At 43.0% G+C, this 26,028-nt stretch carries 16 protein-coding genes and 9 pseudogenes; 12 read left to right on the plus strand and 13 right to left on the minus strand.

Annotated features, from left to right (window positions below):
* Positions 1 to 41 precede the first annotated feature (41 nt).
* The 6 genes from G7Y90_RS18015 to G7Y90_RS11840 all read right to left on the minus strand — a co-directional run bounded on the left by G7Y90_RS18015 (position 42) and on the right by G7Y90_RS11840 (position 3,558).
* The gene (locus G7Y90_RS18015) at positions 42 to 893 is read right to left on the minus strand and encodes an inner membrane CreD family protein (protein WP_284143733.1); all 852 of its coding nucleotides are present in this window, start codon (positions 891 to 893) and stop codon (positions 42 to 44) included.
* Between the two features lie 119 nt (positions 894 to 1,012).
* Positions 1,013 to 1,633 carry an inner membrane CreD family protein gene (locus G7Y90_RS18020; RefSeq protein WP_284143734.1) on the minus strand — a complete coding sequence of 207 codons (621 nt, stop codon included), beginning with the start codon at positions 1,631 to 1,633 and terminating at the stop codon, positions 1,013 to 1,015.
* A gap of 128 nt (positions 1,634 to 1,761) precedes the next feature.
* Positions 1,762 to 2,118 (minus strand): YqhA family protein, encoded by a 357-nt coding sequence (locus G7Y90_RS11825; RefSeq protein ID WP_349773424.1) that lies wholly within the window; start codon positions 2,116 to 2,118, stop codon positions 1,762 to 1,764.
* 244 nt (positions 2,119 to 2,362) lie between these two features.
* A complete protein-coding gene (locus G7Y90_RS11830; protein WP_201560271.1) occupies positions 2,363 to 2,944 on the minus strand; it encodes an AAA family ATPase in 582 nt (193 codons plus the stop codon).
* A complete protein-coding gene (locus G7Y90_RS11835) occupies positions 2,895 to 3,098 on the minus strand; it encodes a nicotinamide mononucleotide transporter family protein (protein WP_502937434.1) in 204 nt (67 codons plus the stop codon). Before G7Y90_RS11835 ends, G7Y90_RS11830 begins: the two co-directional genes overlap by 50 nt.
* 220 nt (positions 3,099 to 3,318) lie before the next feature.
* Positions 3,319 to 3,558: a nicotinamide mononucleotide transporter gene (locus G7Y90_RS11840; RefSeq protein ID WP_250162443.1), complete on the minus strand. Its 240-nt coding sequence runs from the start codon at positions 3,556 to 3,558 to the stop codon at positions 3,319 to 3,321.
* 393 nt (positions 3,559 to 3,951) lie between these two features.
* Here G7Y90_RS11840 and G7Y90_RS11845 point away from each other — a divergent pair.
* The 8 genes and pseudogenes from G7Y90_RS11845 to G7Y90_RS11880 all read left to right on the plus strand — a co-directional run bounded on the left by G7Y90_RS11845 (position 3,952) and on the right by G7Y90_RS11880 (position 13,204).
* Positions 3,952 to 5,095, plus strand: a pseudogene (locus G7Y90_RS11845) (beta-ketoacyl-ACP synthase III).
* A gap of 247 nt (positions 5,096 to 5,342) precedes the next feature.
* A pseudogene (prfA, locus tag G7Y90_RS11850) lies at positions 5,343 to 6,429 on the plus strand (peptide chain release factor 1).
* Between the two features lie 216 nt (positions 6,430 to 6,645).
* Positions 6,646 to 7,014, plus strand: coding sequence for a hypothetical protein (locus tag G7Y90_RS11855; RefSeq protein ID WP_250162444.1), 369 nt, complete (start codon positions 6,646 to 6,648; stop codon positions 7,012 to 7,014).
* 81 nt (positions 7,015 to 7,095) lie between these two features.
* Positions 7,096 to 8,631, plus strand: a pseudogene (gene lysS / locus G7Y90_RS11860) (lysine--tRNA ligase).
* 176 nt (positions 8,632 to 8,807) lie between these two features.
* Positions 8,808 to 9,410, plus strand: coding sequence for a hypothetical protein (locus G7Y90_RS11865; protein ID WP_250162445.1), 603 nt, complete (start codon positions 8,808 to 8,810; stop codon positions 9,408 to 9,410).
* Between the two features lie 322 nt (positions 9,411 to 9,732).
* Positions 9,733 to 9,936: a hypothetical protein gene (locus G7Y90_RS11870; RefSeq protein WP_250162446.1), complete on the plus strand. Its 204-nt coding sequence runs from the start codon at positions 9,733 to 9,735 to the stop codon at positions 9,934 to 9,936.
* Between the two features lie 122 nt (positions 9,937 to 10,058).
* Positions 10,059 to 12,073: pseudogene (gene dnaX, locus G7Y90_RS11875) on the plus strand (DNA polymerase III subunit gamma/tau).
* A 233-nt stretch (positions 12,074 to 12,306) separates the two neighbouring features.
* Positions 12,307 to 13,204: pseudogene (locus G7Y90_RS11880) on the plus strand (LysR family transcriptional regulator).
* Between the two features lie 142 nt (positions 13,205 to 13,346).
* On the opposite strand, the pseudogene G7Y90_RS11885 reads toward G7Y90_RS11880, so the two are convergent.
* The 3 genes and pseudogenes from G7Y90_RS11885 to G7Y90_RS11895 form a co-directional block, all read right to left on the minus strand.
* Positions 13,347 to 14,421, minus strand: a pseudogene (locus G7Y90_RS11885) (IS3 family transposase).
* Positions 14,422 to 14,507: 86 nt separating this feature from the next.
* Positions 14,508 to 15,684 (minus strand): annotated as a pseudogene (locus tag G7Y90_RS11890) (aspartate aminotransferase family protein).
* A 47-nt stretch (positions 15,685 to 15,731) separates the two neighbouring features.
* Positions 15,732 to 15,923 (minus strand): DNA gyrase inhibitor YacG, encoded by a 192-nt coding sequence (locus tag G7Y90_RS11895; protein ID WP_045453002.1) that lies wholly within the window; start codon positions 15,921 to 15,923, stop codon positions 15,732 to 15,734.
* A 209-nt stretch (positions 15,924 to 16,132) separates the two neighbouring features.
* On the opposite strand from G7Y90_RS11895, the pseudogene G7Y90_RS11900 reads away from it, so the two are divergent.
* Positions 16,133 to 16,809 (plus strand): annotated as a pseudogene (locus G7Y90_RS11900) (class I SAM-dependent methyltransferase).
* A 154-nt stretch (positions 16,810 to 16,963) separates the two neighbouring features.
* Here the strand turns inward: G7Y90_RS11900 and G7Y90_RS11905 are convergent.
* Positions 16,964 to 18,357 (minus strand): annotated as a pseudogene (locus G7Y90_RS11905) (ABC1 kinase family protein).
* Positions 18,358 to 18,654: 297 nt separating this feature from the next.
* Complete coding sequence (gene purD / locus G7Y90_RS11910) at positions 18,655 to 19,980, minus strand: phosphoribosylamine--glycine ligase (RefSeq protein WP_250163984.1); 1,326 nt, start codon at positions 19,978 to 19,980, stop codon at positions 18,655 to 18,657.
* A gap of 573 nt (positions 19,981 to 20,553) precedes the next feature.
* On the opposite strand from purD, the gene G7Y90_RS18555 reads away from it, so the two are divergent.
* The 3 genes from G7Y90_RS18555 to G7Y90_RS18025 are packed head-to-tail and all read left to right on the plus strand — an operon-like array spanning position 20,554 to position 25,281.
* On the plus strand, positions 20,554 to 21,441 hold the full coding sequence (locus G7Y90_RS18555) for a hypothetical protein (protein WP_349773347.1): 888 nt from the start codon (positions 20,554 to 20,556) through the stop codon (positions 21,439 to 21,441).
* Positions 21,375 to 24,956, plus strand: coding sequence for an NAD-glutamate dehydrogenase (locus tag G7Y90_RS11915; protein WP_349773348.1), 3,582 nt, complete (start codon positions 21,375 to 21,377; stop codon positions 24,954 to 24,956). The genes G7Y90_RS18555 and G7Y90_RS11915 overlap by 67 nt, the downstream gene beginning before the upstream one ends.
* The gene (locus tag G7Y90_RS18025; protein ID WP_284143735.1) at positions 24,931 to 25,281 is read left to right on the plus strand and encodes an NAD-glutamate dehydrogenase domain-containing protein; all 351 of its coding nucleotides are present in this window, start codon (positions 24,931 to 24,933) and stop codon (positions 25,279 to 25,281) included. Before G7Y90_RS11915 ends, G7Y90_RS18025 begins: the two co-directional genes overlap by 26 nt.
* Before the next feature lie 159 nt (positions 25,282 to 25,440).
* Here the strand turns inward: G7Y90_RS18025 and G7Y90_RS11920 are convergent, their stop codons facing one another.
* Complete coding sequence (locus G7Y90_RS11920) at positions 25,441 to 25,758, minus strand: WG repeat-containing protein (RefSeq protein WP_250162447.1); 318 nt, start codon at positions 25,756 to 25,758, stop codon at positions 25,441 to 25,443.
* A gap of 42 nt (positions 25,759 to 25,800) precedes the next feature.
* A complete protein-coding gene (locus G7Y90_RS11925) occupies positions 25,801 to 25,938 on the minus strand; it encodes a hypothetical protein (protein WP_250162448.1) in 138 nt (45 codons plus the stop codon).
* Positions 25,939 to 26,028: the final 90 nt, after the last annotated feature.

Consider the following 26,028-nt stretch of genomic DNA (forward strand, 5'->3'; position numbering starts at 1 on the left):
GACAGCCCTAGACTAAACGCTTTTAACATGCCCTATCTGAGTTAGGCAATTTTATACCAATCAATTTTACGGGTCATGACCATCACGCAAGCGAGTAGCACAAAACAGAAGACAGCACCAAGCAATAAATTCATATCTTCGGTGGTTAATATGCCGAAAAACGCCGCATACAATCCTGCCAATGTGACAGTGAAAATCGCCGCTCGCTTGACGCTACCCAGTACATAATAAGTATACCAACCAATGAGTCCAACACAGGCGCTAGCAGCAATGGCATACGCTTTCCAAAAGACAATTTGCTCAGCAAGTGGTAATAGTAAGACATAAAACACAAACAGCGCGCAACCGACCAACAGATATTGAATAGGGTGAATACGGCTGGATTTGATCACTTCAAATAAGAAGAAAGTGCCGAATGATACTAAGATTAATAATAAGGCATATTTCATCGTTCGTTCAGTTTGTAAATACACATCATTAGGCTCAGCAAAACTCACACCAAAGCTGTTCAGGCGCACGTTTCGATAGCTATCAGGTATGGCAGTAGCTTCTGCTGTAGCAGCGCCTTCCATTGCTATAAGCGCATCATCAGAAACCATCGACTGGCTGTTGTTATCAAGAGTGGCTTGACTGGTGACGACACATCGGTTGTTAGCGCTGCTGATACACTGCGACAAATCTTGATTGTTGGCTATTGTTAAATACTGATTTTGCCAACTGGCTTCAAAACCTTTAGCGGTAAGTTTCTTGGCATTGGGGAGCGCCTTACCAATAAAGTTTGGCGCATGCCAATTACTGCGCATCGTTAAGTTAAAGTTTTGTCCAGTCGGTACAGTGTTTACATTGCTAATACCAGCTAACGGTAAATCAATGACGATTTCTGTACTGGTCAATGACTCGCTAGTACCGTTCGTAGCAAGGGCGTTATTGCCATTCTGCTGGCTCGTTATGTTTTTTACTGAACGCTGTAATATATCTTGCGGAATAGCTACTTCTACATAGGTCAGGTTTTTCAGCAGCGCTGTCTGAGGGTAGGTTGCTTCATCGGTTTGTTATCAATGGTCACCGTTGGTAGCGTCGCCACGCCGCGCAGATCTGATACTGGAATAATCAATTTTGCTGCATTCCAGTGGATGATGGTTTTTTCGGGCTGGGTGTTATTTTTATTGGTGGGTGTGTTGATGGATCCTTGTGCGTCACTAGCTGTGCTCGTAGTGTCATATAAGCTGCTGATGGCTTGATCAAATGTATAGCGTTGATCAAATGTCAATGCACCATCATAACTGGTCGCATGATAGATGCCACGTTTATAGGTATCAGTGCTGACTTCAAGATCTTGTATGGCTTGGGTCTGACTGGCAAAGACAATTTCATTTTTTGAGTAGGATGGTGCACATTTACTGGTTGTTTCAAGTGCTGTAATCTGACATTCAGGCGTAATTGTGGTAGGGATGATGATAAATGGGGTGATGACTTCTTGCGGATTGACGTGCTGCTGGGCAATTTCTTTAACCACCGACGCGGCATAATTTTGCCGTTCGTAGATGACTGAGCCAATCATACCGAGACCGATGGCAAAAATAATACAAAGCCCGGCGATGATGGACAATTTAGTCAATAGTGTTTTTTGCATGAAAGCTCCTCATATGAATCTTTAGTCCAAAACTGTGCATATACAGTCAGTAGGTTCAAAGAAGAGCATAGAGGAGAGATGAAGAAAAAATATGTAAGAACGATGGAGAGTGTGTGGAAAAATAAGCCTTAGTGTTTTCTGATATCAGTGTTTTTTAGTATCACCAACCACTTTATCCATAATAGCAAATAATAGCCAGACAACACGAAAGTCATATGAATGATGACTTTCCACATGAGTTTGTCCGCTTCACCCTCACTCAATTCATTAGGAATATCCATAAACGATTTTAACAGATCAATCGCAGAAATAGCGACGATGGCACCAATGACTTTTAGTTTTAGACCAGAAAAATCTACTTTGCCCATCCAACTAGGTCGATCAACGTGATCACCAGTGTCAATTTTTGAGACAAATATTTCATAGCCACTAAATATGATAATTAATAATAACTGGCTACTAAAGAGAGGTCGACCAACACTAATATATTAACAATGACATCTGATACAGAGGCGCTAAATACAGTATTGAACATCATGACTGTTTTTTGAATGAACTTTATAAATATAAAATAATCCCTAAGACCAGCCCTAAATAAAAAGGCGCTAATATCCAGCGGCTGTTAAAGATGGTTTTTTCTAGGTATCGTTCAATATTTTTTAGCATGGACATCTCTTAATGCTCTTAAAGGTTGTAGGTCATTTACTGATAACGTGGTATAGGATGGATTTAAGAAAGCCATTCGAGCACTTGTTGTACCCGCTCATCTCTATCACCACCTATGCGATGAAATGGCTTTTGGTGACGGGTCAGCTGACTTTCAAAATAAGCACTGATTTCATCACGTTGATGTGGGCTATCTCTTAGGTCGTCGGCTACCCACGGGATATCAACTTCGGTTAATAAAATCAAGTCATAATGATGCGTTAACGCCGCTTGGGTAATTGCATCAGGGCAATCACCATAATACCAGTTGGCATAAACCATTAGCTCAAATAAACTGGTGTCACAAAACAAGTAGCTGCTATCGGAATTTTGCGCGGCTTGTGCGGCGAGTTTATTTTCTAACTCAATTTGACCTTGTGCAATAGGGAGTAAATCCTCCCAAGTGCAAGTGAGGTGTTCCTTATCCCATTTTGCTTGTAGATAGGTGCGCATGTATTCTGGCACCCAAGGGCAGCCAAAATGCGCTACCAAGTCGCGACATAGCGTGGTCTTACCAGTGCTCTCTGCCCCTAGAATCGCGACATTGATGACCGATTTAGGGGTATGCTGCGTGAGATTGTACGCGGTAACGTCGTTGCCATTCATAGTAAGCCCAAATTGCGATAAGAGTGAAGACTACGTATTGTAGCGCAGTAAAAGTGAGACCTTTATAAAAGTATAGCGGGACTGAAATAGCATCGGCGATTATCCAGAGTATCCAATGCTCAATTTTGCGCCGCGCCATCAGCCACATCGCCATCAAAAACAGCGCGGTGGTCAGCATATCGGTGTAATCGACCCACGTAAATAAATGCAAACCTAATACCGCGCCATCAAATTAAAGTTATTATTGATGACTGGTCTGAAGTAATACACCAACGCGACAAAGGCAATAGTCGCCGAGGCTAGTAAGGCGAGTATTGGCACATCTTTTTTATTAAGATGTTCTACTTGAATAGCATTCTGGGCGTTAATGTTTGCTAACGACTCATTTTGCTGCTGACCAGTAGGGTTGATATAATCTTGCTGTTTTTTATGGCTGTGTTTTTCTTACTCTGTGTCCAATTGATCCAGCCATATAGACTCATTACCGTATAGTAGGTATTGATAAACATATCGCCAAATAATTGCCATTTCCACAACAGATAAACAAATATAGCGGTGCTGACGAGACCGATCGGAAATACCAAAATATTGGTTCTGCTGGGCGAGTAAGACACTTGCTACCCCAAATATGACGGCAATCAATTCAAGAGCAATAAAGACAGTGGGATAGTCAGCGTATTGTCCAAATAACCAGTTAAAATTTCTACCATGAGTATTCCCAAATATGAGCGGGTTTTATGTCTCGCAGTTTTATGTGCTCGAACTGTGAACGCGTCGCTAGCAAAGTGCGCCAATTATAACGTAGCTGCTCCAAAATGAAGTCAGGACTTTGCTTATTTTTCGCAACAAACAGATTATTTGTAACAAAGTATTAGAAAAATAATTATATTCAGGCATAATAAAGGCTCTGATTTTAAGTTTACAGTTATTCACTGAAATCAAACGACTGTTATTTTCCACTTTTATGCTTATCCCAAGCCCTATAGTAGTAGACAAGGAAGCTTATCATGACGACTTGTATCACAGGCACTGGCCTGTATATTCCGCTTATAGCATCAGTAATGAAGAGCTAGTAGATTCATTTAATAAGTATGTTGAGATTATAATGCAAAGCATGCTGACGAGATAGCAGCAGGAACTTTGACTGCCCTAGAGCCTTCTTCAGCGGCCTTTATCGAAAAAGTATCTGGTATTAAATCACGTTATGTGATGGAAAAGAATGGTATTTTAGATCCTGAAATCATGGCACCAGTGATTCCTTATCGTCATTTAGGTAAAGAGCTGTCTATCATGGCAGAAATGGGTACTGCGGCTTTGAAAGACGCGCTAGCAGATGCAGGTCTTGAGGCGAATGACCTAGATGGTATCATTCTTGCCTGTTCAAACTTTCAGCGTACTTATCCTGCAGTCGCTATCGAGATTCAAAATGCAATTGGTATGATTGGTGGTTTTGCTTATGATATGAACGTTGCTTGTAGTGCCGCGACTTTTGGTCTATCGCAAGCACATGGCTCTATCGTTTCTGGTCTGGCTAAGCGCATCGCTGTGGTCAACGTTGAGATTACCTCAGCTCATCTAAACTGGCGTAACCGTGACAGCCACTTTATCTTTGGCGATGTCGCAACAGCATCTATCGTCGAAGAGCTAGAAACGCCAAAAGGTTATGAGATTCTTAACTCTAAGCTATTTACCCAGTTTTCGACCAATATCAAAAACGAATACGGCTTTATGGATCGCTCAGAGTTCTTAGCGGCACAGACTGAGATGTATCCAGACATCAAAGAGCCAGTCACCGACAAGCTATTCTTACAAAATGGTCGAAAAGTGTTCCGTGAAGTCTGTCCAAAGGTTTCAGAAGTCATCACTGAGCATTTGCAAGAAAACGATATCGCAACGTCTGATGTTAAAATGATGTGGCTGCACCAAGCCAACGCCAATATGTTGGATTTAATTCTACGTACTGTGATTGGTAAAGAAGCAGATAAAGCGATTGTGCCAAGTGTCATTGCTGAATTTGCTAACACCAGTTCAGCCAGTCCGATGATTGTTTTCCATCGCTATAAAGATGAGCTGGCATCAGGTGATTTGGGTGTGATTTGCTCATTTGGTGCGGGTTACTCTATCGGTTCAGTGTTGGTGCGTAAGGTTTAATTTTTAAAGTACAATCTGTTACTAAAAAATAGCTAAGAGCAACCTTAGCTATTTTTTTGTCTGTTGTTTTTATTATGAGCATTTAATCACATTATTTAAGCAATATATTATTCAAAATGAGGCGCTATTTGCGAATAAACGGGAAGAATGCTTAGAATATCGACAAGAATGCGTAGAGGTTTTAATTTACCCCGAAAATTTGCTATAATCACGGTCTTATTCCTCTCATCCAATTAAAAGTCCTTTTATGAAAGAATCCTTACGCCTGCGTTTAGACCAGATGGTAGACCGTTATGAAGAGGTCACCGCCTTATTATCAGATCCTAGTATCATCAGCGATAATAATAAATTCCGTGAATTGTCTGTCGAGCACAGCGACTTGATGGATATCACTACTTTATGGCAGAACTATGTGCGTGCAGAAACGGATCAGGCTGATGCAGAGGCTATGCTGGCTGATGCATCAGATCCTGACATGAAGAGATGATGCAAGAAGAGATTGATAACGCCCCGAGACCATCGTAGAGATGGAAGAGGCGCTCAATGTCATGATGCTACCGAAAGATCCAAATGATAAAGTGCCTGCTTTCTTGGAAATTCGAGCGGGTACAGGTGGTGATGAAGCCGCGATTTTCTCTGGTGACTTGTTTCGAATGTACCAAAAGTACGCGCAGACACAAGGCTGGACAGTGGAAGTGCTGTCGGCAAGTGAAGGCGAGCATGGCGGTTATAAAGAAATTATCACTCGCGTATCAGGCAACAGCGTGTATGGTCGCTTAAAGTTTGAATCAGGCGTACACCGTGTGCAGCGTGTGCCTGAAACCGAAAGCCAAGGTCGCGTGCATACCTCAGCTTGTACCGTGGCGGTGATGCCTGAAGTTGAGATTGATGATACAGTAGATCTAAATCCAGCCGATATCCGCTTTGATACCTTCCGTTCAAGCGGTGCGGGTGGTCAGCACGTTAACACCACTGACTCAGCCGTACGTTTGACCCACATTCCAACGGGTACCGTGGTAGAGTGTCAACAAGAGCGTAGCCAGCACAAAAACCGTGCGCAAGCGATGAAAATGCTGATTTCAAAGATTCAGCAAGTCAAAGTACAGGCTCAAGTTGATGCCGCAGACACCATCCGTCGTGATTTGGTCGGTAGTGGCGATCGCTCAGAACGCATTCGCACTTATAATTTCCCACAAGGTCGCATGACCGATCACCGTATCAACCTGACGTTATACAAGCTTGATGCCATTATGGAAGGCGACTTGGATGAGATTCTTGATGCACTGTTGCGTGAGCATCAGGCTGATTTGATGGCGAGTATTGGCGGTGAGTAATATTTAATAAATGTAGGATTTAGTTATTTATTTTGTTCAAAGTGCGTGTTTAAAGGCATATTAAATGAATGTTTGTAAGCTGTTAGCTGCTACTTTTATGTCAAGTATTTTAATGTCGCTATCTGCTTGCGAGGTACCAAACAATCAGCCATTAAAGGATACAACTTCGAGTGGTTCGGTAACCAAAGTTGAAGAAGGCATGAATCAAAACAGTTAGTGAATCCTCCAGTTGAGCAAAAGCTCAGCCAGAGTGAGTTGGATAGTATTTATCAGGTATTAGATGAGTATGAAGGATGTATTGTATCGTTGATACCACAGCATGTTGAAGAAGCTTGTCAGTCTATAGGCGGGACTATGAAACCACAGGGAATGGCAGGTTGTTTCAGCTGTGTTCAACAGTACTCAGATGGCGGTCAATTCTGTACAGATGGCTCAGAATGTCAGGGAGACTGTAGAGGTTGGATGGATATGGAACAAACAGAAGGCGGCGATTTTGCAGGTCAGTGCGCCTATGACGACAGTATTTTTGGTTGTTATTCAATTATTAAAGAAGGTAAGCAAGTATCAGGTGGTTGCATAGACTAAGTAAAAGATTACTTAGTTTGTATTAGCCAGTTAATGATCTCTAAAATGAAACATGAACCACAATTAAATTTTGAGAATTTTATGTCAAAGCACAATAATCAGAACCAAGACCAAACCCCAGTTGTAGAAGACGCTAACGAGCTGATTGCGCAACTGCAAGCCAAGCTAGACGATATCACTGCTTCAGGCAAACAGCCGTATCCAAATACGTTCAAACGCACCGATTATGCGCAAGATTTGCAAATGCTTTTGACGGCGTCTCAAAACAAGAAATTGAAGAAAAAGCGGCGAATGGCGAAAAAACACAGGTCAACGTGGCAGGTCGCGTCATGCTGAACCGTGGTGCCTTTATTGTTATTCAAGACATGACGGGTCGCATTCAGTTATATGTTGCACGCAAAGAGTTGGATCTAGAGACGTTAGCGACCATTAAATCATTAGATTTGGGTGATATTGTTGGCGTATCAGGCTATATTGGTCGCTCAGGCAAGGGCGATTTATATGTGCATATCGAAGAGTTTCAGTTATTGACTAAAGCGCTACGTCCGATGCCAAACAAGTTTCATGGTTTAGCTGATGTCGAAGCGCGCTATCGTAATCGTCATCTTGATTTGATGACCAATGAGACGACTCGTGATACCTTTATAATTCGCAGTCAAGTCATTAGCGGCATTCGCAAGTTTATGTTAAATGAGCGTTTCATGGAAGTTGAGACGCCGATGATGCATCCTATCCCAGGTGGTGCGGTGGCACGTCCGTTTGTGACGCATCATAACGCTCTAGATATGCCTTTATATCTGCGTATCGCGCTGAGCTTTACTTGAAGCGCTTAGTCGTTGGTGGTTTTGAAAGAGTGTTCGAGATTAACCGCAGCTTCCGTAACGAAGGCGTATCAACTCGCCATAATCCTGAATTTACCATGATGATTGAGTTTTATCAAGCGTATGCTGATTATCATGACTTGATGGATTTGACCGAACGCTTATTTAATGAATTGGCGATGGATATTTTGGGCACAACTGAGATTACTTATCAAGAAGGACATTAGTCTAAAAGCGCCATTTATACGTTTGTCTATGTCTGATGCAATTGCAAAATATGCTGAAAATTTCGATATGGCACGTATCAATGACCGTGAATATCTGGCAGAGTACGCCTCGACAACGCTTAAGCAGCAAGTGAAAGAGGTGTTTGGTGTGGGCAAACTACAGACTATTATCTTTGAAGAAACCGCTGAACACCAATTGCGTCAGCCCTTTCATCACTGAATATCCAGCGGAAACTTCACCACTGGCACGCCGTAGTGATGACAATCCTGAAATCACCGATCGTTTTGAGCTATTCATCGGTGGTCGTGAACTGGCAAACGGCTTTAGCGAGCTTAATGATCCTGCTGATCAGGCAGAACGCTTCCGTGGACAAGTCGCTGAAAAAGACGCTGGCGATGATGAAGCGATGCATTTTGATGAAGAATACATCGAAGCGCTGTCTTATGGCTTACCACCAACCGCAGGTGAAGGTATCGGCATTGACCGTTTAGTGATGTTGTTTACTGATTCTGCCAGTATTCGTGATGTGATTTTGTTCCCGCATATGCGCCGCAAGTTAGAAAGCTAAAACTGGTTTACTTGCCATAAATCCATGCTGGGACTAAACTGGACATAAGAAAGCTCTTTTGCTTTCAATGGAATGGTCCCAGATTCTTTATGAGACCTCATTTATAGGGACATCATGGATACTCAGCACGCGTCACCCTCACTTTGGCAACAAATGATTCAACAAAGTTCTTATCTTTGTATGAGTTATCAGCAGATAAAACAACCAATCCTGAGCAGTTTCAAGGTTATGATTTCGTTTTTGAGTTTTCTGGCGCTATCATTTATCTGATCGTCAATGATGTGGTGATGCAAGCGAGTATGCAAAAAGTAGACAGCGCTCAAGTTCGTGAGTGGAGAAAAGAAGTTGTCAACCAACTAATCAAGCGTCACGCTCAGCTTTATCTAAAAAACGATAGTTCGATGGCAGAAAGTAATACCTCGGCAGCTGGTAAGGATGTTTATTTCATTGGTTTGACGTCACTGTCTGTCACGCATCAAGATGATAAACCACAAGCATCCTCGCATACGGTTGATTATGAATATGGTAGTCAGTTTTTTGCTGAAGACTGTGTTTTAGATCTGGATGATGAGCAGAGTGTCTTACAGGTATTTAGCCATCAAAACTTTGTCGATATCATCAGCCAATTGGTTACGCCAAGCGATTTGTCCGCATTTTTAGACTTTCATCGCAGCCAGCTGACAGGGTTTGAGTCATTCCAAGACGAGTCGACATTACTTACCCAGTTTTTACAGTCGCCTGACTTTCATCAAGAGCGATTAGGGTGCAAGAGCAATTGATTGACAATCAGTTGATCGATCAGATTGAGCAACGCTTGCTCAAAGCTACAGAACCAGATCAGGGTCTTTGCCAAAGCACTCATGGCTGAGATTCAGAAAATACTCGGATGTGGTACAAGCTGTTTAATAGTTGATCAAACATTATTATGAGGCGGTCAACCCCTACCAAAAGAGCCGGTTGATATTTTGGTCGATGAGTCAATGTACACTTACGCTTGTCTGGTTGAAAAAATCTTAGCTTACAAAACGATGGATCAAGACTCTCGCTGGAATGGTTATGTTGTCATGAGCACTCTTATCACGGTTTGGACGCCATTATCTGATGGTTTTCTATGCGCAAGATGATAATAGTTCGCTGAGTGCTGACAAGGTGCGCACGTCTCAACAAGATTTGTTGTGGAGCTCAATGCCAAATGCAGGATCAGTGATGGATGATTTGTTTTTGATTGGCGTAGAGTTTAGACCTTGTGATGATAGCGTCAATACAAAGGTGCACTTAGATGCCTTTATCAAAAAGGCTCAGTGATTGACGCCAATACTCAGCGCTTAACAAACGTTTAGCACAACTTCAAGCGCAGTTAAATCTAAACCTAATATAGCCTACTGGTTTGACACTCCATCTATATTTGTATTATTCACATTGGCTTTATTTGCCGCACCTATCAAGTTTTAGCGCGCAAATACCGTCCCAAAAACTTTCACGAGTTGATTGGGCAAACGCATGTTTCTCAAGCATTGATTAATGCGATTGATTATAACCGTTTGCATCATGCTTACCTCTTTACGGGCACACGCGGTGTGGGTAAGACCACGATTGCGCGTATCCTATCTAAATGTTTGAACTGCGATACGGGTATTACTAGTACGCCTTGCGGTGTGTGTGATAACTGCGTGGCCATCGATCAAGGGCGATTCATCGATCTTATCGAGATTGATGCGGCATCCCGTACCAAAGTAGAAGACACACGAGAGTTGCTGGATAATGTGCCGTATGCGCCAAGTCAGGGGCGTTATAAAGTATACCTGATTGATGAAGTGCATATGTTGTCCACACACAGTTTTAATGCGCTTCTTAAAACTTTGGAAGAACCTCCTGAGCATGTAAAATTCTTACTTGCCACGACTCCGCAAAAATTGCCGATTACCATTATTTCGCGCTGTTTGCAGTTTGTACTACGTCCGCTACCACAAACGTTACTCAGCGAGCATTTGGCAAATGTTCTTACCCAAGAGCAGGTAGGTTATACACAGCCTGCGCTCTGGCAATTGGCGAGCGCCGCCAAAGGCTCGGTACGTGATGCGTTGTCATTGACCGATCAGGCCATTGCTTTTGGTCAAGGTGCGCTCGATGATGTGACGGTTAATGCGATGCTTGGTTTAATTGATGCGGCTGATCTGGTCAGTTTAATTACTGATATCTATAACCATGACAAATCTGCTGTCGCGGCTCATATAGAACAAATGCGCGCGCAAATGGTTGATGCGACGAGTATGTTTGATGGTCTTACTGAATTACTGCATCAATTGGCGTTGACTCAGCTGTTGCCTGAAGTGGCATTAAATGTAAATGAGGCACAGGCGCAAGATATAACACGCTTGCGCAGCATATGAGTCCAGATGTTCTGCAACTGTATTATGAGATTGTCGTGCAAGCACGTGAAGGTGTTAAGCTTGCGAGCACACCGATGCAAGCGCTGGAAATGTGCATTTTACGTCTGCTGGCATTTCGTCCGTTGCCAGTCGATGAGATATTAAATCATACTTATGCTGGCTCTTTATCACCTGAAGTACCAACTATAGAAGATGGGGCATCTACACCTTCTACACAGTCATCGAATAGCCAAACGGCTTCTGCACCGCCATTACAGTCTTATGGCGTTGATTATCAAGCACGAGATAATGATGATTTACAAGTCAAAACCTATAACAATTTTGAGCCAAGTTTGGCTCAAAATTCTGAGCAAAATCATGATGTATTAGTTACTAACCCTGAACCCATTGTTGAGCCTGAACCCGTTGTTGAGCCTGAACCCGTTGTTGAGCCTGAACCCGTTGTTGAGCCTGAACCCGTTGTTGAGCCTGAACCCGTTGTTGAGCCTGAACCCGTTGTTGAGCCTGAACCCGTTGTTGAGCCTGAACCCGTTGTTGAGCCTGAACCCGTTGTTGAGCCTGAACCCGTTGTTGAGCCTGATGCAAATAATTCTCAGTTAACAACGCAACTGGATGATCCTCGTAATTTTCTGCGTTGCTCACCGCAAGAACTGCTTGGTGAGTGGACACCAGAAAAATGGGATTATTGGCTACAAACGGCTCGTGAAGCGGAGATATTGGCTCAAGACGAATTGGCACTTGCGCGTCAGGGCATGATGACGGGCTTATGCGATGGCAAGGCAGTATTTATCACAAGTGTAGATAGTCGGCATTTACAAACCACTTTTCAGCAATTAGCGGCTAAACTGCAACAGCAGTTCACTCAAGCAGAAATTGACTTGCAAATCGATGGCAGCGTCATGCAAGCAGAGGATAAGACGCCTGAGCGTCGCCAACAAAAGCGCTTGGTGCAAGCCAAAACGGTTGCAGAAGCAAGACTGCTTGCTACGCCTGTGATGCAGTATTTGAATGAGCGCGGTGAAGTAAAAATGGGTAAGGTTCAGTTGTATTAAACAATCAGAAAAACTGTTGTTAAAATTATTTAAAAGTCTATATAGTTATTAAAGACAACTTTCATATAAAATATCAAGGCGATGTTGTACTATCGCCTTGATATTTTTGTTTTTATTGCAGAGTAAATGGGCTTTTTTAAACAAGAGAGAAAATTTAATAACGATAAGATAAATTAAGATTCGTTATAATGGTTAAGTTATATTAAAAACTGAAATGAAGTTTAGGTGAGAATATGTTGGATAATTTACGCGGTATGGCTGTGTTCGCCAGTGGTTGGACATGGCTCTTTTAGTGGCTCTGCTCGTGAGCTTGGCATTACAACCAGTGCAGTCAGCCAGCAAATTCGCTCATTAGAAAATGAGCTGGGCGTCGTGCTATTACACCGCTCAACTCGTAAGTTGAGCTTAACAGAAGCTGGCGAAAGTTTTTATGAAGCTGCAAAAGACGTTGTCAGTGCTGCTGAACAAGGGCGGATTAAGGTCAATCAGTTGCGTGATGAGTTGGCAGGCAGCTTACGAGTGGCGACAACACCAGAGCTTGGTGTTAATCATATTTTGCCGGCACTTTCTACGTGGATGGCGGCACATGATGATCTTAGCATTACCTATCTGGCAGACAACCACTATATTGACATGATTGATGAGCGGATTGATATTGCGATTCGTATGAGTCCATCGATTAATGATTCGAGCCTCAGCAGTCATCCATTGACTGATGTGCGCCAAATGTTGGTTGCGTCACCGCAGTATCTACGTCAACATACCAAATTGCAAACACCTAAAGATTTGGCTGATCATCAGCTGATTTGTATTGAAATCATGAAAGATGCCAATCAAATTGATCTCATTCAGACAGAAACGGGTAAAAAGACGCGCACGAAAATGAATTCACGCATTTATACCAATAATGTCTTTATGGCAACCACCTTGGCAAAAGAAGGTCATGGTTTGGTTAGAATGATGGAAATGGACATCAAAAAAGAGCTTGAAAATGGTGATTTGGTCGAAGTGTTGACCGGTTATCAATTACCAAGTTTTGTACTATATGCGGTTACCTTAAACCGTGATCAACAGCCAGCCAAAATCACTCGCTGTTTAGAGGTGTTAAAAAAGTATTTTCATGCTAATTAGATGACGTTTGAATAATGCACCGTAGAGAGTGGTTTAAAGCCTTCAAAAGCAAAAAGCCTATAGACATATTATCTATAGGCTTTTTTAGTATTAGCGTTTAATGTGGTAACCCTCCCAAACCTAAGACACCTAACAAATAGAATTAAGCTGCTTGATTGAGTTTCTGTATGGGCGTAAAACCGCCATTGCCCATGTTTGGGCGCTCATGATTATAATGATATAACCAGTTTTCTGCTTGTGTGCGTACTTGCTCTAAGTTATCAAACAGCTCCTGATTTAACCAATCATATCTCATGGTTCTGTTAAAGCGCCACATAGGCATTTGCTGTGGATTGCCAGGTTCAATATAGCTTAAGTTAATGCTTTTGCAGCCAGTGTCCGTGAGCGCATTGCTGATGTACTCAGGACCATTATCGCATTATTTGTACAGGTTTGCCTCGATATTCAATGAGCTGGTCTAATGTGCGTATGATCCTTTGTGCTGGTGAGAAGTCAATCTCAACGGTGAGCGCTTCACGGTTGTAATCATCAATCACATTAAACAGTCTAAAGCTGCGACCGTCATTTAAGCCGTCGTGCATAAAGTCCATGCTCCAGCTTTGGTTTATCCTATCAGGTACTGCTAATGGTATTGGTTTAGCGCGTTTAATGCGACGCTTGGGCTTGATTCTAAGGTTGAGTTCAAGCTCACAGTAGATGCGATATACCCGCTTGTGGTTGTACGGCAGTCCCATGACATTACGCAGGCTTAAAAAGCATAAACCAAAGCCCCAGTTCTTATTCTCATCAGTCAGTTTGATGAGTAAGTCCGCGATCTGCTGGTTCTCATCCGTGGCCATTGACTTATGGTAATAGCAGGTCACGCTGATGTTAAAGATACGGCAAGCACGACGTATGCTAATACCATGCTCTTCAATGTAATGACAAGCCATTTTCCTGCGCCTTTGGGGCGCTACCACTTTTTTGTCATGGCATCCTGTAGGATATCGGACTTAAGACATTCATCAGCATACATCTTCTTAAGACGTGCATTTTCAATTTCAAGTTCTTTTAAGCGCGCAATCAAAGAGGCATCCATGCCGCCATACTTTGAGCGCCAGTTATAAAAGGTACTTTGGCTGATATTATGCACGGCAAAGCTCGGTGATAGGGACACCTTGTTCGGCTTGTTTTAGGATATTAACGATTTGGTTGTCAGTAAAGCGTGTCTTTTTCATAGGATTCTCCTGCTGATATATTTAGCAGTTAATCTCTATTTCTAAGTGTTCTTATTTAGTGGGGGGATTACCATGTAACCAATCATTTAAAATGATGGTTTTAGCAAGTCAATCAGACGCTCAGCCACTTGTGTGCTCTCATCGCGGCTCATATTAAGCGGCGGTAGCAAGCGCACAACATGCCCACCAGTGACATTGATGATGAGCTTTTGTTCATCACGCGCACGATCAACCAACTGACTACAGTCCATGTCTTCAGGCAAAGCGATACCAATCATCATACCTGCACCACGACTGCTGACGCCATATTGTCCTAGTGTATCGACCAGCGTCTCTCGAATAAACAGCCCTTCGGTTACGGCATTGGTCATGATATCACTGTTAGCCAATACGTCTATACGCTATGTACTACACGACTGGCTAGCGGCGTACCGCCATAAGTAGAGCCATGACTACCAGCACCAAACAGGCCATTAGCGCGGCCACGTACCATACATGCGCCTACTGGAAAACCGTTACCCAAGCCCTTAGCCGTCGTCAATACATCAGGACGCGCATTACTATGTTGATAAGCGAAGTATTTACCCGTACGGCCATTACCTGTTTGCACTTCATCCAGCATAAATAGCCAGTTGTGGGCTTCACACTCTGCTTGTAGCTCTTCAAGATATGTAAATCCGTTAGCAGCAGTATTTAAACCCCCTTCACCTTGAATAGGCTCTACAAAGATGGCGCAAATTTCATCATGATCTTGCGCGGCTTGCTTAATCGCGGCAATATCGCCAAAGGGTACACGGATAAAGTCATCAATGTGTAAAACCCTTCACGGGCTTTTGGGTTGGCGGTGGCTGACAATGATAATAAGGTACGACCATGGAATGACTGCTCCATAACGATGACTTTTGGGCGTTTAAAACCTTGCTGATAGGCATATAGACGCGCCAATTTGAGCGCCGCCTCGTTCGCTTCAGCACCACTATTGGCAAAAAACACACTGTCCATTTGGGCGGCTGTACATAGCACTTCACCCGCACGCTCTTGCCAGTCGATACCGAATAAATTACTGGTATGTACTAAAGTCGCTGCTTGCTGCTGAATGGCGTCAGTCACTTGCGGGTGGCAATGCCCTAGACCGCATACAGCAATACCAGTCAGCGCATCTAAATAAGGCGTGTCATCTTTGGTATATAGCCAGCTGCCTGAACCGCGTGTAAAGCTGATTGGCTGACGGTTATAAGTGGGCATCAGATAAGTAGCAGACATATAAAACATCCTTAAAATGATAAATTAGTTAAAAGAGAAGGTGTTGATTATAGCTCGTCAGAAAAAGGCGTGGTTTCTGCAGGTAAGGTATAGTCTTCATTTGCCCATGCACCTAAGTCGATAAGTTTGCATTGACTGCTACAAAACGGCTTGTATTTATTGTCTTGCCATGCTGTTTTAGTGCCACAACGTGGGCAAGGATAGGTTTTAGGGGAGGTGTGGGGGGTAGATTCAGTCATGATAAGGGTGAGAGTATCCTCGATTTATTTGTATGATGAACGTCATTAGCGAGCGGCAGTCGGTAATTGTATCTATTTTCACCTCGTATACGCTTGATAGACTACGATAGCGCGTTACTCGCTGTCGCTATATTACTATTGAAGTGGATTGGCTATATAATAGCATGCGCCCGAATAATGGCAAAAGACAAATACTTTAAGGATAGTAGATGAGCGATAATATTGAGCTTACACATCAGCAACAGCGAGCATTTCAACCAGAAAAGCTTTCAGCACCACGTGATTTTATCATGCCAAATATCATTCACGACAATAAAAGCGCTGTCCCTTTAATATTAGAAATTGGTGCAGGGAAGGGTAAGCATGCGCTTGGTTTCGCCGCAAAAAATACCGATAAGCATCTGATTGCGATCGAACGTACGCGAAATAAATTTGACGCTTTTGCCAAACTGGCAGTGCTACAAGATTCACCGAATTTAACTGCCATTCATGCTGATGCGATCGCATGGATTGTGCATGCCATTGAACCCAATAGTGTCAGTCAAATCTTCATACTGTACCCCAATCCTGAACAGCACAATCCCAACCAGCAATGGCTAAAAATGCCTTTTTTCGAGTTTTTATTGTCACGCTTGCAAGTAGGTGGAGAGGTGGTACTAGTAACCAACATCGAAGCCTATATCAATAATGCAGAGCAGCAAGCAACGGAGATATGGTCGTTGCCTAATGAGCGCTATCAAGTTGCTGATGACAGTCAGCGCACGCATTTTGAAATAAAATATTAGCCCGTGGAGAGGTATGCTGGGAGCTTAATATGCGTAAGCCGGAGGGTTATAAAACTAGGTTTGATGAGTGGCAGGCAGATATTGTGAATCAAGTTAAATAGCCTAATTAATAAATCAAGACCAATCTTGCCGATATAAGTGCAAATTTGTAATATTTAAAATAGCCTAAGTAAATAAAATACTAAAAGATAAAACCGCCACAAAAAGGCGGTTCAAAAATTGCTTACTATTAAAGAAAATTTGCTTCAATCAAAACTATAAATAAGGTTTTACTAAAGTATCGGAATCAGTATAAGCGTCAAGCACCGTCAAAAAGGTATAAGCACCAATAAATTTTCGACTAATAAACATAAATTCTTTTGGTGGTAAGTTAAACTCAAAAGACTGCATCGCTTTTGTGGCTTGTGTTGAGAGGCGAGAGTGAAGTTTGCTGTTCGCCCAAATAAACGGTCGTCCTTATCTAGACAGTCGATAGGAATATCAGGATTGGTCGCTGGATCACTAAACGGTTCAGTTGCCAATAAAAATAGTGACGCCATATCAGAGCGTACTTTATTGCTCATACTATCAAAGAAGTCATAACCCGTCATCGCAAGCATCATCGCCTGATGGTCATGGCGGTAACCCGCTTTTAGTAAGCCATGCGCAATGGTCAAAAGGTTGTTATCAAATTGACGAATAGCACCAAAATCTAATAATACTAATTTATCGATATCGCCTTCATTTTCACTGACACGAACCAGATAATTACCAAAGTTGGGGTCCGTCTGCATTTCACCCCACACAAAAATCTCTTGCATCATGATTTCGATGGCTGCCTGACCAATAGCGTTACGACGCTCATGAGGTAATAATTGTAATGCCTCAGAAACTACGGTAATACCTGGCTCATAAGACATACAGAGTAGGCGTTTTTTGGAATAAGTGCGATTAATCTTGGGAACTATGTAACGCGGATCATTACTCAAGCGTTCATAAAAGCGTTCTGTCGTCGCGGCTTCAGCTTCATAGTCCACCTCATGATGGAGTAGGTCACGTATTTCTTCGAACCAAGCATCGAGCGAACGGGTCTGCGGAACGATATTACTAACTTTTAATAATTGCTTAAATAAAGCAAGATCTGAGTTGATCGCATCAGCAACACCCGGATACTGAATTTTTAATACAACTTGCTCGCCAGTTGCAATCACGGTGGCTCGATGAACTTGAGCGAGCGACGCAGTACCTATAGGAACCGTATCGACATCTAATTCATGTAGTTTTTCACCCAATAATTGCTGCAGCGTTTGTTGCATGGTTGGCCATGATAGCGTAGCGGTATCGTCATTGAGCGTTTGCAAGGCACGGGTGATTTCTGGTGGCAAAATATGTTCGCCATAAATCGCTAGCATTTGACCAATTTTGACGACCGAACCTTTTAGCTTACCTAGCTCTTCTGCGAGGTAGTTTGCTTGGGCTTCCATAAATACTTGGTTGCGTGCTGTGCGTGCTTCTTTATTTAAGAACATACCAGACACACTATTACCCGCCCAGCGGCGACCGATATTTAAGGAGGTTTTAGCAATCGACATTCGTCTATCAAACCCTGAGGTTTTTAAGTTATCGATGGATTGCTTGGTGCTAGAAGGTTTAGACGTATCATTTGCCATAATATAATCATTCATCCAGTTGGTATTGATTTGTGGGTTCAAAACCTACAATACAAGGGAGATGCGATGTACGGGTACAAAATTGTATCATATAAAGCACATTTGGTTGATGAGCCTAAGCTTGCCAATAGCAGTTACTTTGTAAGCCGCAGTATATGTTTGCAGACTATAATTTCGTAAAAAATAATATCAAAAAATAAGACCTAGCATGATGCTAGGTCGAATCATAAAAGCTAAGAGTAATTTGGTGTATCAGACTAAAACTGCGAGCAGCTCTCGCCTGAGTAATATTTATTTTTAACTGTTTTCACGAGCAATGGCATGATGACCAATATCACGGCGATACTGTGCACCATCAAAACTAATCGCACCTGTTACCGCAAGTGCGGCTTGCTGAGCATCTGAAATACCTGCAAGAGCAGTCACGCATAATACACGTCCGCCATTCGTCACCACTTCTTTTTCACGGTCTATGGCATCACTGTCAGAAAAAGCAGTGCCAGCATGGAAGACTTTGACAGCGTTGTCATTATTGTCATCTAGTTCTGGCAAGCCAGCAATCACATCACCTTTTGATGATGTTTCAGGATAACCTTTTGAAGCAATGACGATACCGAGGGCAGGGCGGCTATCCCATTGAGCATCACTAGGCAACTGTCCTGCTAGACCTTTTGCCACCAAATCTACCATTGATGATTGTAAACGCATTAAGATAGGCTGAGTTTCTGGATCACCAAAACGGCAGTTAAATTCGATCACATAAGGGTCACCTGTTTCATCAATCATGAGACCTGCATATAAAAATCCCGTATAAGGGTGACCAGCATTATTCATTGCATCAACCACTGGTTGAATGACTTGGGTCATGACTTTTTCATGGACATCTTGAGTGACCACTGGCGCAGGAGAGTATGCTCCCATACCGCCTGTGTTCGGCCCTGTATCGCCTTCAAAAGCCCGTTTATGGTCTTGGCTCGTTGCCATTGGCAAGATATTTTTACCATCAATCATGCAGATAAAGCTCGCTTCTTCACCTTGCAAAAACTGCTCAATCACCACGCGGCTGCCTGCATCACCAAACTTATTGTCCGCAAGCATGTCATCGATGGCCTCATATGCCTGTTCGATAGTTTCTGCAACAATGACCCCTTTACCAGCGGCAAGGCCATCGGCTTTGATAACGATGGGTGCACCTTGTTCATCGATATAAGCTTTGGCAGCTACCGCTTCGGTGAAGCCTTTGTAGGCTGCGGTGGGGATATTATTTTGTTCCATGAATTCTTTGGCAAAGGTTTTGGAACCTTCTAATTGCGCACAGTATGCTGTTGGTCCCCACGCTTGAATCCCAGCATCGCGGCAAGCATCAACGATACCAGTGACCAAAGGCGCTTCTGGTCCAACAATGACCATATCAATGGCATTATTTTGGCAAAAATCGATGATTGCACTATGTTCACTAGCGTTCTCGCCCGTAGATACTAGGACAACGTTTTGGCATTTAGGTTCAAGCGCTGTACCAGCATTACCAGGCGCGACGTAGACATTATTGACCTTATCGTCTTTTGCACATTGCCATGCTAGCGCGTGTTCGCGACCACCTGAACCAATCACCAAAATATTCATCATACGTCTTGCCCTTAGCATTAAAATTAGTTATGAGTTAGCCACACACTCTCAAATACTGGCATATTCTAACAAAAAAGTCGTACCGATTGCCATGAGTATCCACTTGCCAGCAATTAATCATCAATAAACGGAAAAACCTGTCTCATGAGCAAATGTTATCGACATGTTGCTGATTCATGAAATGATGTTGTACGCTTTAGCTGGCGCGCTATGTACGTTACACTTCACTAAATTAATGGCATTAAATCCCAATTGCGACATATTCCTAAAAACAAAGGTGAAAAAAGGAGAGAAACTTAAAATATCAAGAAAAAACAGAATAAATTGCGTAAATGGATATACTGCTCCGCAGCACCAATAATGTTTCACATATTTATGCGGTGCCATTAGTTAGTACGAATTAATAAACTTAAATAAATGATAAATTAAATCTATAAAAAAGGATGAAGGACATGCCAAACTCCCTCAGTATCGCAAAAGCGCATCAGCCAGATAAGCGATATTGCTACCAGTTATGTACAAAAAGACAAATCATTATTTGATCATTTTATTCATAGTTATTATCAGCCATTGCACGCAGAGGCAGCTGAGACTATCAGTAATGCTGACCTAGCGGGCATGGTATTACATCATTTTACGTTGCTCCAAGCCTATGATGGTAGCAAGCCACAACTGAAGGTGCTAAACCCCAAAGCAGAAGAGCAGCATTTTCATAGCTCACATACGGTTATTCAAATTGTTGCCTATGACAGACCGTTTTTAGTCGATACGATTTTGATGAGTCTTGAGTCTGAAGGTATCGATGTTCATCGTACTTATAACATCATTGTCAGTGTTGCACGTGATGATAATGGTCATATTACTCATGTCGAAGGCGCACATGAAAGCGCGACCTCTCATTTGTCTTTGATTCATTGTGAAATTGCCTATCAAGATGATGAAGATCTGGCTGCATTACAGCAAATGTTATTGGCAAAAATTGATACGCTAGATACAGTCGTTGGCGATTGGAAGCAGATGCGTGCGCAGTTGACGGATATCAAAGCTGAGCTATCAAACAAGCCACTGCCAGAAGTTTTTTACTCGCAGCAAGAGATACAAGCATTTTTAGATTGGATATTAGACGATCATTTTATATTCTTGGGTTATCGTGAATACCGTTTGGAAGGCGGGCAGGCTGTCGAAGTGAATGCTGAACCTGCTGATTTAGATTTATTCGCCATTGGTAATAGTGGTCTTGGTCTATTACGCGGTGCCGAAGAAGATAAACTGTCAGAAAGTTTTAGCCAATTGCCAAAAGTATTAAAGCAACTATTGACTGAACCGCGAGTATTGATGTTGTCCAAATCAAGCCGTGTATCGCCTGTGCATCGTCCCGTATATATGGACTTTTGGGTATTCATAAGTTTGATGACAATGGTAAGCTGGTTGGTGAATATCGATTTATTGGTCTATTGACCTCACAAGCGTATCAACTAACGGTACAGCAAATTCCGCTATTACGTGACAAAGCCAATAAGATTATGGCGATGGCAGAATTGCCACGTGACGGTCATGCACACCATAAAATGATGCATGTGATTAACACCTTACCGCGTGACGACCTCTTTCAAGCCAGCGTTGAAGAGCTATATCCTATCGTTTCTGGTATCAGCCAATTGCAAGATAAAAAGAGCCTGCGCCTATTCAGCCGTGTGGATCATTATCAGCGCTTTGTCTCATGCTTGGTCTATATCCCGCGCGACAAGTTCAACACCGAGCTACGTATCAAAGTACAGAACGTCCTAAAAGAAGCCTACGGTGGCACATCATCAGGCTTTACCACAGAATTCAATGAATCAGCTCACGCACGTGTGCATGTCCATGTGCGTACGGTGCCAGGTCAAGTGAAAGACGTCGATACTGCTGCACTTGAAGCCAAACTATCTGCTTTAATGCAATCATGGAGCGACAGCTATCAAAAGATGCTGCTGGATAATGTGGGTGAGCAACAAGCCAATGCTTTAAACCGTCGCTTCTTAAATTATATCCCTGCCGCTTATCAAGAGCGTTTTGATGCCCGTACTGCGGTTGAAGACACCAAGCGTTTGGCTGTATTGACAGCAGAACAGCCGATGATTTGGCATTTATACCAGTCAACGGGCGATGCAAGCAATCAATTACACCTAAAACTGTATGGTCGTGAACAGCCTGTTATTTTGTCTAAGGTCCTGCCAATCCTTGAAAACTTTGGTGTGTCTGTCATTTCAGCGCAAACCTATGAGTTTGATTTGCCAGAGCAGCCCATTTGGATGCAAGAGTATGAACTGACACTAGAGCATGTCGATACTGTCAACATGCAAGTGGTTCGTGGTCAGTTTGAAGACAGTCTCAAACAGATTTGGGCGGGACATGTTGAGAGTGACTCCTTTAACGAATTGGTATTAACGACCAATTTAGACACTTATGATGTGGTGGTGCTACGAGCATTGTCACGCTATATGATGCAAGCAAAAGCACCATTCTCTAGTACGTATATTCAGCAAACGGTAGTAAAAAATAGCGACATTAGCGTGGCGCTCGGTAGTTTGTTTGATGCCCGTATGAACCCTAAATACAGTGAAGGTGAACGCACAGAAAAAACCGCGCAGATTCAACAGAAAATCACGGCGGCATTGGCAGGTGTGGATAGCTTGGATGAAGACCGTATCTTGCGTTGGTATTTAGATTTAATTAACGCCATGGTACGCACTAACTTCTATCAAACCGATAGCGATGGTCAGCGTAAAGATCGTTTATCGTTTAAGTTTTTGGCAGCAGATATTCCTAATCTACCAAAACCAAAACCGATGTTTGAGATATTCGTGTATTCGCCGCGTGTTGAAGCCGTGCATTTGCGCGGTGGTAAAGTGGCTCGTGGTGGTCTGCGTTGGTCAGATCGTATGGAAGATTTCCGCACCGAAGTGCTTGGTTTGGTCAAAGCACAGATGGTCAAAAACGCGGTGATTGTTCCTGTTGGTTCAAAAGGCGGTTTTATCGTCAAAACCAAAACCATGGCAGATGGTCGCGATGCATTCCAAGCCGAAGGCATTGCTTGTTATCAAGCATTCCTACGCGGCATGCTTGATGTGACGGATAATATCGTTGATGGAAAAATTGTCCCGCCAGCCAACACCGTGCGTCATGATGAAGATGATCCGTACTTAGTGGTCGCGGCTGATAAAGGAACCGCCAGCTTCTCTGATATTGCGAATGCCTTGTCTGCTGAATATGACTTCTGGCTCGACGATGCCTTTGCCTCAGGTGGCTCGGTTGGTTACGATCACAAAGCCATGGGTATCACTGCACGCGGTGGTTGGGAGTCGGTCAAACGTCACTTCCGTATGCGCGGCATGGACATTCAAAACCGTGATAACTTTACCGTGGTTGGTATTGGCGATATGAGTGGTGACGTATTCGGCAATGGCATGCTGCTATCAACCCATACCCAGCTGGTCGCTGCATTTAACCATCTACATATCTTTATTGATCCGAATCCAGACGCTGCTGCTTCACACGCAGAACGTGCCCGCTTATTTGACATGCCGCGTTCGACGTGGGATGACTATGAAAAGTCACTTATTAGCCAAGGAGGTGGCGTTTTCTCCCGCCAAGATAAGAGCATCACGCTCAGTGCTGAGATGAAACAGCGTTTTGATATCGCTGAAGACAGCATGGCACCCAATGAGTTAATCAGTGCGTTGTTAAAATCGCCTGTTGATCTTATTTGGAATGGCGGTATTGGTACTTATGTGAAAAGCGTGAATGAGAGCCATGCTGATGTCGGCGACCGTGCCAATGACGCGGTACGGGTCAACGGCAATGAGCTACGTACGGCTATCGTTGGTGAAGGTGGTAACTTAGGATTTACCCAGCAAGGGCGTATCGAATATGCACAAACGGGCGGTCGCATTTATACCGACGCTATCGATAACTCAGGCGGCGTAAACTGCTCAGATCATGAAGTGAATATCAAAATCTTACTTGGCAAAGTGGTCGAGCAAGGCGACATGACTTTAAAGCAGCGTAATGAGTTGCTTGAAAGCATGACTGATAGCGTGGCAGAACTGGTATTGCGTCAAAACTACCTTCAACCACAAGCCATTGAGCTTAGCCACATTCGTGCGGCGGCTAACTTAAGTGATCATCAGCGTTTTATTCAGATGTTAGAAGGTGAAGGGCGTCTTGATCGGGCGATTGAATATCTGCCATCAGATGAAGAAATTGCCAAACGTCAAAAAGCAGATACTGGCTTGACCAACCCTGAGCTGGCAGTTGTCATGGCTTATGGCAAAATGTGGATGTATGACAACTTGTTATCATCAGACTTGCCAGATGATGCGTACTTTATCAATGAGTTGCGTAAGTATTTCCCTGATGAGCTGGCGACGCGGTTCTTTGATGAGATGACTGAACACCGCTTACATCGTGAGATTATCAGCACCTATTTGACCAATAGTGTGGTCAATCGTTTGGGTATTGAAGCACTGTTCCGTCTTTATGAGGAAACAGACCAATCGCTGGCGACCATCGTGCGTGGTTATGCGATTAGCCGTGATGTCTTCAATGTGTCAAAAGCTTGGAACACGCTTGAAGCACTGGACAATCAAGTCGATGCTACATTACTGCTAACTCTTGAGCTGCGTCTACGTGACGCGCTTGAGCAAGGTGTTGTTTGGTTTATAAATGCCTTTGGTCAAGAATTGCAAGTCGCTGACATGATCAGTCGCTTTAGTGATAGTGTTGAGAAATTAACCAAATCAGGCGGCTTTATTGAGCAACAATTTGCAGAATACTTGCAAGAAGATACCACTAGCCTGATGCAGAATGATCTGTCTAATAATGATGCCGCGCTGTTTGCGATGCTGCCTTATCATGTTGATGCACTTGATGCCGCACTGCTCGCTGAGCAATATGAGCGTCCTGTTGATGAGATTTGCAACGTTGTACTTTGATGCCTATCACGTCTTGCAGTTAGATTGGATGATGGACAACATCGCCACGTTACCACAGCAAGACTACTGGGATCGCCGCGCGCGCCATGCGTTGATGAACGAGCTGTCACGTAGTCTACGTCTACTGATGGATGCCATATTATCTAAACCAGATGCGAAGCAAGCATTTGGTGAATGGCGTTCACGTCACTTAGATCATTTGGAGTCAGTCACCACAGAGATGAGCAAGTTAGATAATCTGCATAGCAATGATGAAAATGGTCAAATTGGTCTTTCAACGTTGTCAGTATTGATGAGTGAGCTAAGCGGTTTAGTAACTAAGTAATTAGTTATTAAGTAATTACTATTAAGTACTAGTGACTAAGTAAAACGCCTAAATAAATCAATGGTCTTTGACATAAAACCCCACCGTTATAAGCTAACGGTGGGGTTTTTTATTGATTAATACTATCGATCGTATCTACAAAGTACCAAAATTAGATATTTACTCTACTGTTATCAGGGTATTTAAACGTACCAATTTTCCATTGTTCTCAAACCATACTTTATCCGCGTCATCGCGATAACTGTCAAATTTGGGTGTTAGTATCACGTCACCTTTATCATTAATCAGCCCAACCTTGCCAGCCTGTTTAAAGGTATAAAGCTGATGATAGAGCAGTTTTCTAATAGGCGCATTAGAGGAAAAAGTCAGCTTACCATTAGCAGCAACAATGTCGGCACTAATAATATACTCTTGGATATCTTCACTCATAGCAGTCGCTATGTCATCAGTAATCTCATGAGATAAGCTGCTGCGCAAAAATAGTAGTGGATTGGCGTTATTATTAAAGGACTCTATATGCTAATTGGCTGCAAATGGAATGATGACGTCATTATTTTGGTCAATCAGTGCGGTCTCACCTTGCAAACTTACTTGCAGATATAAAGGCTGACCCGTACAAGCGTTAAGCGGATTAATGGCTTCGTACTGCGGCATCACCGCCAGTAGCCTTTATCATCAAGTAGTCCTGTCAGACTTTTATGATTGCTCGCTGCATTATCCGTTACTAAAAAATAATCTTGGTCATAA

The sequence above is a fragment of the Psychrobacter sp. WY6 genome (assembly GCF_018448495.1).
GTDB lineage: Bacteria > Pseudomonadota > Gammaproteobacteria > Pseudomonadales > Moraxellaceae > Psychrobacter.

Bases quoted from the DNA above. Each gene is read 5' to 3' on its own strand.
- G7Y90_RS11870 (WP_250162446.1), top strand. From the start codon at position 9,733: ATGGTTTTCTATGCGCAAGATGATAATAGTTCGCTGAGTGCTGACAAG.
- G7Y90_RS18025 (WP_284143735.1), top strand. From the start codon at position 24,931: ATGAGATTTGCAACGTTGTACTTTGATGCCTATCACGTCTTGCAGTTA.
- G7Y90_RS18020 (WP_284143734.1), bottom strand. From the start codon at position 1,633: ATGCAAAAAACACTATTGACTAAATTGTCCATCATCGCCGGGCTTTGT.
- G7Y90_RS11830 (WP_201560271.1), bottom strand. From the start codon at position 2,944: ATGAATGGCAACGACGTTACCGCGTACAATCTCACGCAGCATACCCCT.
- G7Y90_RS11895 (WP_045453002.1), bottom strand. From the start codon at position 15,923: ATGACTGAATCTACCCCCCACACCTCCCCTAAAACCTATCCTTGCCCA.
- purD (WP_250163984.1), bottom strand. From the start codon at position 19,980: ATGAATATTTTGGTGATTGGTTCAGGTGGTCGCGAACACGCGCTAGCA.
- G7Y90_RS11835 (WP_502937434.1), bottom strand. From the start codon at position 3,098: ATGGCGATGTGGCTGATGGCGCGGCGCAAAATTGAGCATTGGATACTC.